This window comes from Aliivibrio finisterrensis, assembly GCF_008933155.1.
Taxonomy (GTDB): domain Bacteria; phylum Pseudomonadota; class Gammaproteobacteria; order Enterobacterales; family Vibrionaceae; genus Aliivibrio; species Aliivibrio finisterrensis.
Genome location: NZ_WBVP01000008.1, coordinates 33739 through 48281, shown reverse-complemented (window position 1 = coordinate 48281; position 14543 = coordinate 33739). Strand labels below are relative to the sequence as shown.

Here is a 14543-nt window from a genome sequence, read left to right as displayed (position 1 = left end):
TAGAATTTCAGCAACTTATTTAGGAGTAATACTTTAATGCAAAACAAACCTAGTTCATACAATCGTGAAGATTTACTAGCATCAAGCCGTGGTGAATTATTTGGTCCAAACGGTCCACAACTGCCAGCACCAAATATGTTAATGATGGATCGCATCCCTCTTATGTCTGAAACTGAAGGTCTATTTGGTAAAGGTAAAGTTGTTGCTGAACTAGACATTACTCCAGATCTTTGGTTCTTTGATTGTCACTTCCCGGGTGACCCAGTAATGCCAGGTTGTCTTGGCCTTGATGCAATGTGGCAACTGGTTGGTTTTTTCCTTGGTTGGATTGGTGGTGAAGGAAAAGGTCGTGCTCTAGGTGTGGGTGAAGTTAAATTCACAGGTCAAGTACTTCCTACTGCAAAAAAAGTAACGTATGAAATTGATTTTAAACGTGTTATTAACCGTAAGTTAGTAATGGGTCTAGCTGATGGCCGTGTTCTAGTTGATGGTAAAGAAATCTACGTTGCTAAAGATCTTAAAGTGGGTCTTTTCCAAGATACATCAAAGTTCTAATTAAAGAATTGAGTTTTAGATAAAGCTGGCTTTATGCTGGCTTTATTTTTAAACAATCCGTGAAGTTATAGTGCTCTAGATGCATATTTAAACGCACGTATACTTATGTACTAATTAATCTCTATCGTCTTAATAAAATTAAAGCCCCATAAAGAGGCTTTAATTTAAAATTCTATTTTATATAGGAAACTACTTAAACAAACCGGAATGTTTGTCATCTCTTGCGTCCCGCCAGCCTCCTAGCCAACACGAACGAGCATCCATTGCTTGATATGGGCAATTCTCTGATGAACGGCCATTTATCCCTGCTTTATAACCTTGTGATTGTGCTCGCTCTAAACGGTCACGCTTTTGTCTCTTCATAGTTCAGTCCTCATAGATGGAAGGCATAATGCTTCAATAAATATACTACTTTACTACTGGTACCCTTTTATTCCGTTAGGGTTCATCATGAACATTTCATGATGACAATATTAAGAATCGGACAAATCTTGTCTTTTTTCAAGTATAAAAAAAGCCCGAAGTCTCAATTTGTGACTTCGGGCCTAGTCTTATAAATTGATATTATTTAATTCGCTTTCTCATGAAACCAAATAAACCAAGCAGTGTCATAGCACCAAAGCCAAGTGAACCACCTTGACGTTCGATAGTGCGGTTCTCATAACCACGTTTATCATCAGGATTTAAAACAGCTCCAGCAATAGGTACTAATTTAACTGCAACAACTTTCTCTTTCTTCTCTCCATTACCACAGTATGCATCATGAGCAGTTGAGTCATATCCACCAGAACATTTAAGTGCTGTTGCAGAGATAACGCCAGCATCGTTGATGTCACTTGCATCGTAGATTCTGAATTGGTTATTGTTATCCGTTGTCCCAGAGACTTTACCGTCATTGGTTAAATCATCAATTATCCATGCTCTGTTATTAAAGATCTTAGCTCTGTCTACATCAGTTCCATTACCATTATATGGATAGATAAATGCACGTTGACGACGTTGTTTACCATCATATTCACGGTTGTTTTCAACATCTACACGGCCAACAATCTCATTGAAATTATTGATCCCGCCCATCGCTCCACCAGCACCATTAAAGAATACAGACTTTGCATCAGCAAGATCACTTAAGAAATTCGCAGAGGGTGGAGTAACTGATGCATTAGGAACAATAAATAAACGATTTGCAGCTGCACCATTTTGCGGGTAGTTACCTGAGCGTTTTGCTTGACCGACAGCAACTAAGTTACTATTAATGTTTGTCGCTACTGAATTTGAGTTTGTATTATCATCTCCAGCATCGACTTGAGCATCATTAATTTGTATGGACTTAATATTAGTTAAAGTATCACTAGCACCAATCTCAGCAGTAAAGATAGTTGCGTTCATGTGTTGATCTTTATAGTTATTATAGCCAACACCATAAAAGGTAGATGTAGTATTATCTACATAAAGGTCACGCATACTGCCTTGAGCATAATAATCACCATCTTGTTGGTCATTATGAGCCCATGGAATCTCTACAGCACTGCCATCTGTATTTTTCCAAATGACAGCTTTGGAAAAATAATTATAACGCTCGCCACCGATGCCCGTTTTAGAAGACACGCTTCCGACCGTATAAGCACCATCACTCGCCCACTGACGACCTTGTTTCCACTCTTTGGATGCACTATCTGTTAGCGTGTCACCTGAAATTGGAACATTACGAGAAGTCGCATTACTATAATTACCAATAGCAATGGTGCTGCTTGCGCCACTCACTTTACTAAATGAATTAATCACAGTATTAATAGAATCAGTCGGTTTTTCAGCACTACCATCAATAAATGCTAATGAATTAGGCGTATTAGTTCCATAAGTTTCAATATTCCAACCGCTCCACTGAGTTGAAGCCCAGTATTCACACGTCGAATAACCTAATTGAGATTCACAGTAATATTCAAACCCATCATAATTATCTTTGATATAACCAAACGAATTATCCATCGCAAATGGCACTTCTTCACGATAAGAGAAACCAGCAGCTCGGTTACGCGTTTCACCAGCTAACGCATAAGCAATCCCGTCTTCACAATCTGTCGTAAAACAGCTTGCCTCACTTCCTGATGGTTGAATCGCTGTTCCATAATATTCAGCACCAGTAACACCACCAGTGTTAGTTACTTCCACCACTTTATAAAGCGCCGCTTGCGCAGGAAGCGCAGCGGACACCAAAACAGCTAATGTGGTTAATTGTAATTTACTACTCATTTCACTTCCTACTGTAGAGCTTCAAGTTCTTCCCAACGCTCGAATGCAACTTCCAACGCTTGCTCAGCTTCTGCTAGGCGTCCTAAGACTTCATCAGTCTTTTTAGGATCTTGTTGGAAGAAAGTTGCGCTGTTTACCGTCTCTTGAAGTTCTGTAATTTCATTTTCTAGTTTCTCTAAAAGTTCAGGCAACTGTTCAAGCTCACGCTGTAACTTATAAGATAATTTCTTTGGCTTAGCCACCTGCTCTACTTTTTGAGTAGCAGCAACTGGTTCTGCTTTTACTTTTACTGTTGGAGCCATTGCATCACGAGTCGCCTGTACATTAGCACGTTGACGCTGTGCATCGTGATAGCCACCTACGAATTCTTCGATCTGGCCCTCACCTTCAAAGATCCAACTGGTCATTACTGTGTTATCAACGAACTGACGATCGTGACTTACTAATAATAATGTACCCTGATAGTTGGCAAGTAATTCTTCTAAAAGTTCCAATGTTTCGATATCTAAATCATTGGTTGGTTCATCAAGAATCAATAAATTGTTTGGACGAAGGAACAAACGCGCAAGTAATAGACGGTTTTTCTCACCACCAGACAATGCTTTAACAGGTTGACGAGCACGTTTGGGCGAAAATAAGAAATCTTGTAAGTAACTTAATGCATGACGCTCACGGCCACCTACTGTCACTTCTTGTTTACCATCTGCTAGGTTATCAATAACCGTTTTTTCTGGGTCAAGTGCTTCACGATATTGGTCAAAGTAAGCCACTTCCAATTTCGTACCACAATGCAATTTACCTGAATCCGGCTGCAGTTGATCAAGCATCAGTTTAAGTAACGTACTCTTACCACAACCATTCGCACCAATTAGGGCAATACGGTCGCCACGCATAACATTGAAGCTGAAGTTCTTAACAATGTTTTTGCCATCAATTGAGTAATGAAGATTTTCTGCTTCAAATACAATTTTACCTGAACGGTTTGACTCATCCACTTGGATATTGGCTTTACCCATTACTTCACGACGCTCTGAACGCTCACGACGTAATTGTTTTAATGCACGAACACGACCTTCATTACGAGTACGACGTGCTTTAATACCTTCACGGATCCATGCTTCTTCTTGAGCAAGAACTTTATCAAACTGCGCGTTTTGATCGGCTTCTACACGTAGCGCTTCTTCTTTTGCTAGTAAGTATTCTTCATAGTTACCAGGGTAAGAAGATAAGTTACCACGGTCTAAATCAACAATACGTGTTGCCATTGATTGAATAAACGCACGGTCATGCGAGATAAAGATGATTGAACCTTTAAAATCTTTTAAGAAAGTTTCAAGCCATTCAATCGTCGTTACGTCTAAGTGGTTGGTTGGTTCATCAAGAAGTAATACATCAGGATCAGAAACCAAAGCACGAGCTAATGCCGCTTTACGTTGCCAACCACCAGATAAATCAGTTAGTAGCGTATGACCATCCAGTTTCAATGATTCAAGAACTGATTGAATACGCATATCAAAATGCCATGCATTAAGGTGATCAATTTTTTCTTGAGCACGAGATAGCTTATTAATGTTTGATTCACTTGGATCAGTTTCTAGCAAATCAAGAAGACGGTGATACTCTTTTAAGTATTTACCCGCTTCCGCTAGACCTTCTGATACGTAATCAAATACAGTACCGCTCTCATTACGCGGTGGATCTTGTTCTAGACGAGAAACCACCACATCTTGATTAATTTGAAGTTTGCCGTCATCCATAATGATGTCACCAGCAATTACTTTCATTAGCGTTGATTTACCTGCACCGTTACGGCCAACTAAACACACACGCTCATTTTCTTGTAAAGCGAAATCAGATTTGTCTAATAGCGGATGATCACCAAACGCTAATTGACCGTTATTAATTGTAAGTAATGCCATTATCTTCTAACCAATTCTTTAATTGCGATATATTGAATGGCCAATTCAGCTCAGATAAGCCATTGGCCACCACAGGTATTGTGACACCGTAACGAGAGAAAAGCTCATCGTTGAACGCTATGTCTACCGTGTCTACTTTTTCGATATCTACACCCACCTCCACAAGCAAGTCAAACGCTTGCTCGCAAAGATGGCAGCCTTCCGTGCTATAGAGAGTAATCATTCGTCTCTAGTCTTCCTTGTGAGTAATAATCCAACAGTTATGAATGTGTTTATTACGAGCAAAATCAAGCGGCAATGTTTGCTTAGAAATATTCTTAGCTTTAAGGCCTGCTTTCTGTAGTGCTTCGTCATCCATTTTGAAGTTACGTTTATTGTTTGAGAATACGATCGTTCCGTTCTCACGCAGCATACGTTTTAAGTTTTCAAGCAGCATGATGTGATCACGCTGTACATCAAACGTTTGTTCCATACGTTTAGAGTTAGAGAACGTAGGTGGATCGATAAAGATTAAATCAAATTCACCATCTGCTTGTTGTAACCATTGTAAACAGTCAGCTTGTAAGAACTGATGCTGAGTGCCCGTCTGACCATTGGTATTCATGTTCTTCTGTGCCCACTCTAGGTAGGTACGAGACATATCAATCGTCATGGTAGATTTTGCACCACCACAAGCCGCATGAACGGTTGCTGAACCGGTGTAAGCAAATAGGTTTAAGAAATCTTTACCTGCAGCCATTTCACCAATCATTTTACGAGTTAACTTATGATCTAAGAATAAGCCTGTATCTAGGTAATCTTGTAGGTTAACGATCAGTTTTACGCCGTACTCATCAACATCAAAAGAGCGAGATTTCTCAGCCAGTTTTTGATATTGATTTTTACCTGATTGCTTTTGACGAACTTTCAAAATCACGTTATTTGTTTCTACGCCAGTAACCAGAACCGTTGCACGGATCATATCGGTTAAACGACGACGTGTTTTATCTTCAGAAATTGTTTTTGGTGCCGCATATTCTTGAATGATAATGTAATCTTTATAGACATCAATCGCTGCATTGTAATCAGGTAAATCTGCATCATACAAACGGTAACAATCTAATTTCTCTTTACGTGCCCATTTGCCGATCTTAGACATATTCTTTTTAAGACGGTTCATGAATTCAGGAGCAACTTCAATATTCGCTGCGTCTTTACGCTCTGAAGATTCTGTAATTGAGTAGTTTTTCTGAACACACGGTAATGCACCATTGTTCAATTTAAATTGCTTATCAGCACGCATACGTATACATGCCAATAAATCATCATTACTTGAATAGATTGATGCAGTACAACCACCAAACTGTTCTTTAAGTTGACGACCAAACTCACTGTACAATGCAATCAATGCAGGCTCAGTACTTAAACGTTCTCCATATGGTGGGTTACAAATCACTACGCCATTTTCAAATGCTTCTGGACGCTCAATCTTAGTTGCATCACCAACATCAAACGTAATTAAATCTTCAACACCAGCACGACGGGCATTTTCACGAGCCGTTTGAATAACACGGTAATCACGATCAAATCCGTAGAAATGAGTATCTACTTTCTTAACGCCACGACGACTCTTAACACGAGCTTCTGAGCGAATTTCAGTCCATAGCTCTTCATCAAAATCATTCAGTGCTTCAAAACACCATTTCTCACGCTTAACACCAGGTGCCATTTCACAAGCCATTAGTGCCGCTTCAATCAGTAACGTACCTGAACCACACATTGGATCTAATAATGGTTTGCTCTCATCCCAAGTACTACGAAGTACTAAGGCTGCAGCTAATGTTTCACGTAGTGGTGCACGACCTGCTTCAGTACGGTAGCCACGTTGATGTAAACCTGAACCAATTAAGTCAAAGCCAAGAATCCCTTTCTCACCAGACAAACGCATATGTACACGCAAATCAGGCTCAGCTTTATCAATGTTTGGACGCTCTAAGTCAGCTTTTGTAAAACGGTCAACAATCGCATCTTTTACTTTTAATGCGCCGTATTGGCTGTTTCGAATCTCACGGTTAGTACCGTTAAAGTCCACCACCAATGTTTTATCAGCACTGAAATAATTAGGCCAATTGATTGCAGAAGCACCTAGATATAAATCCATATCATCACGAACATCAAACTCAGACAGAACTTGAATAAAACGTGACGCGATACGACTCCATAAGCAACAACGATAAACAACGTCTGTTGGAGCTTCAAACATTACCCCTGCATAAACCAATTTTGGGTCTGTAACACCAAGTGCAATAAGTTCGTCAGCGAGTAGGTTTTCAAGGCCTTTAGAAGTGATGGCTAAGTATTTTTTCATGAGATTCTTTTGGTTATTAAATTACCTCGCATTATACATGAATCTAGTTGAAAGAGGACAATTAGATTGTAGATAAACACAAAGCCCACCACCCAACTAATATCTTAGAAAACATACAGTTAACAATTAATCATGCTAACCCTTTTTTACTGCGTTTCCAAATGGAAACAAATGCAAGCAACAAAGAGGCACAAAAACTGGACTATACCACCCAGTTTTTACATAGGTTATTTAATTACAAATAGGCGTAAATAAGGAATTTATTTATATTTCAGATGATTTTATCAATGGGATATTAAAAATAAATATGCGGAATCTTGGGTCTAGATCTCATTTATAAGAGATAGTAATACGGGAAAATTAACGCTAAATAGGTAAGCTAAAAGCGAGAATTACTTCTTTTGGGAGGTTTGAATAACACTTTAAAGGTGAGATAAGGATATTTGCTTGAATGAAGAGTAGAACTAAAGAGAGGATAAAATAGAAAAGAAAGGCTTACTACCCTACTAATGCATAGTAAGCAGAGTTAACCACTTGCATCTTAGCCATGCGATCGTGCATCACTTTAATAGGTTCACAAAATGCCATGTATTTAGTTGGGTTAAGTGCAAACGAGTCCATATCGACCAACATACACATACTGGCACATTCGTAGTTTTCAACAATAATGAAATGTCCTTCACCTAAATCATTTTTAAGAGAGACCACTTCCCCTTCTGCAGGACAATATCCCTCACCTTGCGGCTCAAAGAACCAGCTCTTAGGCAACATAGGTTTATGAAAGCGCTTTGCTGCAACACAGTTAAGGGCAAGCTCCACTTTGCGAGGCTCCGATAGCGGAAGAAATGAAATGTATTCTACCAACATTTGATAGGCAGAGGCATCATCGACAGAGAATTTGCATTGCTCAAAAGCACCATCGATAAGAACTTTACAGGGTAAGTTCACACGAAAGACCATATCCATACCCAAATCGAGCATTAGAGATTGTGCTTTATTATCGTAATACCAATTCCATGTATCACTGGGTTTAAGCATTATGGTTTCTCTCTTGAAAAATGGGAAGAATCCCTTAGTAAGTCAATCATCAATTACTGCAAATTATGCTGAAAAATTGTGTTTATTTTCAGTCAAAAATATACTGATGCAATTAACTTCTAATTTTACAAGAGCTTAGGAATAAAAAAAGGGGAAATTTACATCCCCCCTTCTGTTCGAACAATCTGTAAGCAACTTTCGCTACTTTTTATGCTTATTAAAGATTATTTACAATATCTCGAACTAGACCAGGACCTTTATAGATGAAGCCAGAATACACTTGAACCAGATCCGCACCAGCAACCATTTTCTCTTTTGCCGCAACATAAGAGTCAACACCACCTACCCCAATGATTGGTAAGTTATCACCAAGCAGCTCTTTAAGACGACGAACCACTTCTGTACTGCGAGTTTGAACAGGACGGCCACTTAAGCCTCCCATTTCTTCTGCGTGCTTCATGCCTTCAACCATAGAACGATCTAATGTTGTATTGGTTGCAATCACACCATCAACCTTAAACTTAATTAATGATGCTGCAATTTGAGATAATTCGTTGTCATCTAAGTCCGGGGCAATCTTTAGCGCAATCGGTACATACTTACCGTATTTCTCTGCTAATTCTTTTTGCTTCTCTTTTAATTGAGAAAGAAGATCATCTAATGCTTCGCCATATTGAAGCGTACGAAGTCCTGGAGTGTTTGGTGATGAGATATTAATCGCAATGTAACCAGCGTATTGATATACCTTCTCCATACAAATTAGGTAATCTTCCGTACCCTTTTCAATTGGCGTATCTTTGTTTTTGCCAATGTTAATACCAATAACACCATCAAACTTTGCTTTCTTTACGTTCTCAACAAGATTATCAACACCAAGGTTATTGAAACCCATACGGTTGATTATGCCTTCCGCTTCAATAAGACGGAATAGACGCGGTTTATCATTACCAGCTTGAGGACGAGGAGTTACAGTTCCCACTTCAATAAAACCAAAACCCATTGCACCAAATGCTTCAATACATTCGCCGTTTTTATCAAGACCAGCCGCAAGGCCAAGTGGATTTTTAAAGATAATGCCCATGACTTCTACAGGTTTAGAAGCCAATTTTTGACGATAGAAGAGATCGAGAGGAGTGCCTGTAAAGCGTTTGAAATTTTGAATTGCTAGGTCATGTGCTTTTTCAGCATCAAGTTTGAAAATGCCAGCTCTGGCGATGCGGTATAACATTGTAACTCCAAAATAAGTCCCGTATAAACGGGGAGTCATTATTCACTGATTTTATTCACAATTCAAACTTAATCGTAGTTTATTCATTAATATTTATGGCTTATTTTCCTCCCCTAAATCACAGGGAGAATAATAAATCATAAAAAACGATTATTAATATAGGTAAATTAGAAAATTCTCGGGAAAATAAAAAGGGAAAGTGAATATAAAGTCACTTTCCCCTTCATTAAGCAAACGTTTATCTGATTATAATAATCAGTTTATTTGTTGCTTTACTGTTTTGACGTACAGCTTAAGTTTAATAACGTAAGCTCTCTTAATGCTACCGAGAATTTAGCGAATTCATGGACTGAACCGACTTTAAATTCATTCAGAATATTATCCCAACGCCCTATTGAAACCGCATTCTTTTCACACCATTCTTCAATTGCACTTTCCACAGATTCTGCATCTTTATATTCAGTCAGAACCAATTGAGTTAGTTGGCGTTGTTGCCAATCTAAGTCTTCACGGAAAGAAGCTCGAGCTAATGCTTGCCAGTGGTTATCAACACCTTGGTTATTAATCTGTTTTAAGAACCAATGTAGAGATAACTTATCACCTAGAACATAGTATAAGCGTGCCGTGGTAGATACCGGTTGTTCCATATCTACAGCAACTGCTGAAATATCCATTGCTGAATATAAGCTGCTTAAACGTGCCAGTACATTACCTAGCTCACATGGCACACCCATCTCTAAATAATGGTTAGCTTGTTCAATATGCTCCACTACTTCATCTTTTACTAAGTAACTATCAAGGTTCACTTTAATGTCATTCACCGCTGGCTTATATTTTTCAATTACCTGCTGAATCGTCATATTTTGTGAACCATTACGGAGTAGCCAACGAGTCACTCGACGGATAGTTCGTCGCATTGCAAATAAAGCTTCATATTGTGCTTCAGCGGTTGAGATATTATCTAAGCTACGAATTTGCTCAAATGAATCCCCAAACTCAAAAATAGCTCTTGTTGCAGAATATGCATTAGCAATATCAGTGACGCTGTAACCCGTTTCTTCTTGTAAGCGAGTGATGAAGTTACAACCCATTTCATTAACCATCTGATTTGCTAAGCAAGTAGCAATGATTTCTGAACGTAGTGGGTGATTGTCCATCTCATCCTTATAGTTACGTTGTAACTCAGTTGGGAAATACGTGATTAGCAACTCAGCATGATATGGATTGTTTGCAATGTCATCGCAAGCCAACTGCTCTTTAAGCACCATTTTTCCATAAGCAACGAGAACTGAAAGCTCAGGACGAGTTAAAGCCTGCCCCATTTTCTCACGCTCAATCAAGGTTTCATCATCAGGAATAAACTCTAATCCACGATCCAATTGACCTTGTTTTTCGAGATGATGAATAAAACGGATCTGCTCTTTAACTAATGAAGTGCCTTGTTGCTCTGTTACCGAGATCGACTCTGATTGGCAATACGCATCATCAAGAACAATCTCACCAACTTCATCTTCCATTTTCTCTAGCAGAACATTACGTTGCTTGTAGGTTAGATCACCATTAGCCACTAAACCATTTAGTAAGATCTTAATGTTAACTTCATTATCTGAGCAATCAACGCCGCCTACGTTATCAACAAAATCAGTATTAACACGGCCACCTTTTAGAGCATATTCAATACGACCTAGCTGAGTCATACCTAGGTTACCGCCCTCACCAATTACTTTTGCATTCAGCTCTGATCCATTGATACGTAAGGCATCATTCGCTCTATCACCCACATCGGCACTGGTTTCTTTTTCTGATTTAACATATGTTCCGATCCCGCCATTCCATAACAGATCAACGTTCATCTTCAAGATCATTTGAATCAAATCATTCGGGGCTAAAGACTGTTTACGAGTACTTAGCATCTTCTGAATTTCAGGAGAAAGATCTATCGACTTAGCTCGACGAGAGAAAATACCACCACCTTTAGAAATCAGATCTTTATTGTAATCTTCCCAGCTTGAGCGGGGTAATTCGAATAAACGAGCACGCTCTGGCCAAGTCAGCTCTGAATTTGGATTCGGGTCAATGAAGATATGCATGTGGTTAAATGCCGCTTGAAGGCGAATATGTTTTGATAGCAGCATACCATTACCAAACACATCCCCCGCCATATCACCGACACCAGCAACGGTAAAATCAGTCGTTTGACAGTCAATTCCCATTTCACGGAAGTGACGTTTAACCGATTCCCACGCCCCTTTTGCAGTAATACCCATGGCTTTATGGTCATAGCCATTTGAGCCACCAGAAGCAAATGCATCACCTAACCAGAAGTTGTACTCTTCTGAGACTGAGTTAGCTAAATCAGAGAAGGTTGCCGTGCCTTTATCTGCCGCAACAACCAAATACGGATCATCATCATCATGACGAACCACATTGTGTGGTGGAATAACTTCACCTTCAATAATGTTATCTGATACATCTAATAGCGCACAAATAAACTGCTTATAACAACGCTGGCCTTCTGCAAAAATATCATCACGAGTTGTGAAATTATGCTGTTTCTTACAAACAAAACCCCCTTTTGCACCCACAGGAACAATTACGGTGTTCTTAACTTGTTGAGCTTTAACCAGACCAAGAACTTCAGTACGGAAATCCTCTTGTCTATCTGACCAACGTAATCCTCCACGTGCTACTTTACCACCACGTAAATGCACACCTTCAATATCAGGCGCATAAACAAAGATCTCAAACGCCGGCACTGGTGCAGGGATTTCTGGGATAATTGATGGCTGAAGCTTTAGAGATAGCCATGGTTTTGGTAGACCATTCTCCGCTTGTTGATAATAGTTAGTACGTAATGTAGCTAATATCATCTCAACATAACGACGGATAATACGGTCATCATCCAAGCTTTCTACTTTATCTAGGCTTGCATAAATAGCATCAAGGGCTTTCTGCTCTTTCTTCTCAGACCAATTAGATTTTGGATTAAAGCGTAATTTAAAAAGCTCAACCACCGATACTGCTAATTTCGTATGTGTTGATAATGTATCTTCGATGTACTGCTGACTGAATGGGAAACCCACTTGACGCATATAACGAGCATAAGCACGTAAGATAGTCACTTCACGGCCAGAGAGACCAGCACCAAGTACCAAACGGTTAAAGCCATCACTCTCTAATTGACCATTCCAAATCTGAGCAAATGCTTCTTGAAAACGATCACGAGCTTGACGAAGATCGACTTCTTCAGAACCATTGTGGATCATAGAGAAATCTAAGATCCAGTCCACCGAACCATCACTCTTCTTAACGGCATATGGTGATTCACCAATAACACGCAAACCTAAGTTTTCAAGCATCGGCATCACATCTGATAAGTGAATTGGTTCATCACGATGGAATAGTTTAAATTTGACGTTCGCAGAGCCTTTTTTTTCTTCTTGCGGACGGTAAAACAACATACCAAGTTTGTTATCATCACTTAATAATTCAAGACGTTCAATATCAGCAACAGCAGAGCCTGGAAGTGTTGCTTCTTTGTATGAGCGAGGAAATGCGCTTTGGTATTTCTTCGCTATTGCAGTTCCTTTACTCTCACCTAAGTTAGCCACAATCACATCACATAGACGGTCATCCCAGGTAGATGCTGCTTCCATTAAATTATTTTCAATATCTTTCACATTGATGTCGCCGTTATTGTTGTCTACACGAATAATGTAATGTGTTCTTGCTAATGCACTCTCAGAGAAAAACGTCGTAAATTCAACTTCTTGATCAGAACCAAAATAGTTTTTTAGAATACGTTGAGTTTGGCGACGAAGCTCTGTGTTATAACGCTCTTTAGTTACATACACCATGCATGAGAAAAAACGGCCAAATGGGTCGCGACGAACAAATAAGCGTAACAAGTCACGGTCTTGCATTTTAACAACACCGGTACCCACCTCTAACATCTCTTCTTCTGTTGCTTGGAAAAGTTCATCACGAGGGTACGTTTCAAGGATATTGCTAAGTGCTTTATAAGAATGCGAACCTTTAATGTAATGGCTAGTTTCTAAAATACGCTCAACTTTATTGCTTAACAGTGGGATATTCGAGACACTTTGATTATAAGCTGTAGAAGTGTAAAGCCCTGTGAAACGATGCTCACCAATCACTTTTCCTTCTTTATTTAAACGCTTAATACCGATGTAGTCTGTATAAGCGGGACGGTGAATACGAGACTTAGTATTTGATTTTGTTAATATTAATAAATCTGATTTTTTCGCTGCAGCGCGCGCTGAAGATGGCATATCAGACAGTTTTGTCATATGAATACGAGAAGCTAGTGAGAATAATCCTAAACCAGCCTCTGCTGTTGGTGTTAATTCATGATCTCCTTCCACAGCCCTTAAATCAAAATTCTTATACCCCATTAAGGTAAAGTTATGATTTTGAAGCCAAGTTAAAAACTCAATCGCTTCATTCACTTCTTCTTTTGCTATTGGGGACTTACTACCTTTAAGCTCTTGAATTACAGCTGTTAATTTGTCTGACATTGGTTGCCATTCATTCACTACACGGCGAATATCCTTAAGTACTAACAGTAATTCCGATTGAAGCGCGTCCATTTCAGAAAGATCACTCATGTGATCAACTTCAAAATGGAATAACGTTTGCTGCATTTTGTCATCACTGCTGCATATAGAAGTAATCTCACCGCTCTCATCATGAGTAAAGCAATGTGGACCATGCAACATAAAGTGACTTGTCATATCAAGACGAGTTAATACCATCTTAACCGAATCGACTAAAAATGGGCTATCAGGCGCAACAATTTCTACTACCGTATGAGTTGATTGCCAACCATCTTGACTTAATTTTGGATTAAAAACACGAACTGATATATCAAAAAGATTCACATTAGATAAATGGTTCCAAAGACTAAGGGTTGCACCGTACATATCCGATTCATTACGTTGCTGTAAATCATCATCATCAATATTAGCAAATAAACGCTGAGCAAGTTGCGTTACTAGGGACTGTTGAGGCATTTCAAGCTTTTCAGCAATTAGAGCGTATACTTTCTCAAGTAGTACTGGAACGATAGGATCACGCGTTGTCATAAAGCGAATGCTCCGTTTCTTATGATTAGAATTATTTTATCAATAACAGTAATTAAGAGTTCAGAAATAGCGAAGGAAAAATACTTGAAAAAAGGCGA

At 39.1% G+C, this 14543-nt stretch carries 9 protein-coding genes; 1 reads left to right on the top strand and 8 read right to left on the bottom strand.

All coding sequences use genetic code 11. From position 1 onward, the window contains the following. The first annotated feature begins 36 nt into the window (after window positions 1-36). Window positions 37-555 carry a bifunctional 3-hydroxydecanoyl-ACP dehydratase/trans-2-decenoyl-ACP isomerase gene (gene fabA, locus F8B77_RS08865; RefSeq protein WP_130047348.1) on the top strand — a complete coding sequence of 173 codons (519 nt, stop codon included), beginning with the start codon at window positions 37-39 and terminating at the stop codon, window positions 553-555. A gap of 189 nt (window positions 556-744) precedes the next feature. Here fabA and rmf read toward each other — a convergent pair whose 3' ends face one another. From rmf to F8B77_RS08825, 8 genes are all read right to left on the bottom strand, one after another. Beyond that, window positions 745-918: a ribosome modulation factor gene (gene rmf / locus F8B77_RS08860; RefSeq protein WP_151655052.1), complete on the bottom strand. Its 174-nt coding sequence runs from the start codon at window positions 916-918 to the stop codon at window positions 745-747. A 201-nt stretch (window positions 919-1119) separates the two neighbouring features. Next, window positions 1120-2808 (bottom strand): DUF3466 family protein, encoded by a 1689-nt coding sequence (locus tag F8B77_RS08855; RefSeq protein ID WP_151655051.1) that lies wholly within the window; start codon window positions 2806-2808, stop codon window positions 1120-1122. 8 nt (window positions 2809-2816) lie between these two features. Next, window positions 2817-4727 (bottom strand): ABC transporter ATP-binding protein, encoded by a 1911-nt coding sequence (locus F8B77_RS08850; protein ID WP_151655050.1) that lies wholly within the window; start codon window positions 4725-4727, stop codon window positions 2817-2819. Beyond that, complete coding sequence (locus F8B77_RS08845; protein WP_065591114.1) at window positions 4708-4950, bottom strand: glutaredoxin family protein; 243 nt, start codon at window positions 4948-4950, stop codon at window positions 4708-4710. The genes F8B77_RS08850 and F8B77_RS08845 overlap by 20 nt, the downstream gene beginning before the upstream one ends. Before the next feature lie 6 nt (window positions 4951-4956). Then, window positions 4957-7074, bottom strand: a complete 2118-nt coding sequence (gene rlmKL, locus F8B77_RS08840; RefSeq protein WP_151655049.1) for a bifunctional 23S rRNA (guanine(2069)-N(7))-methyltransferase RlmK/23S rRNA (guanine(2445)-N(2))-methyltransferase RlmL — start codon at window positions 7072-7074, stop codon at window positions 4957-4959. Window positions 7075-7572: 498 nt separating this feature from the next. Continuing rightward, window positions 7573-8112 (bottom strand): cell division protein ZapC, encoded by a 540-nt coding sequence (locus F8B77_RS08835; RefSeq protein ID WP_151655048.1) that lies wholly within the window; start codon window positions 8110-8112, stop codon window positions 7573-7575. A gap of 217 nt (window positions 8113-8329) precedes the next feature. Beyond that, the gene (gene pyrD / locus F8B77_RS08830) at window positions 8330-9340 is read right to left on the bottom strand and encodes a quinone-dependent dihydroorotate dehydrogenase (protein ID WP_151655047.1); all 1011 of its coding nucleotides are present in this window, start codon (window positions 9338-9340) and stop codon (window positions 8330-8332) included. Window positions 9341-9612: 272 nt separating this feature from the next. Then, window positions 9613-14445 carry an NAD-glutamate dehydrogenase gene (locus F8B77_RS08825; protein WP_151655046.1) on the bottom strand — a complete coding sequence of 1611 codons (4833 nt, stop codon included), beginning with the start codon at window positions 14443-14445 and terminating at the stop codon, window positions 9613-9615. Window positions 14446-14543 lie beyond the last annotated feature (98 nt).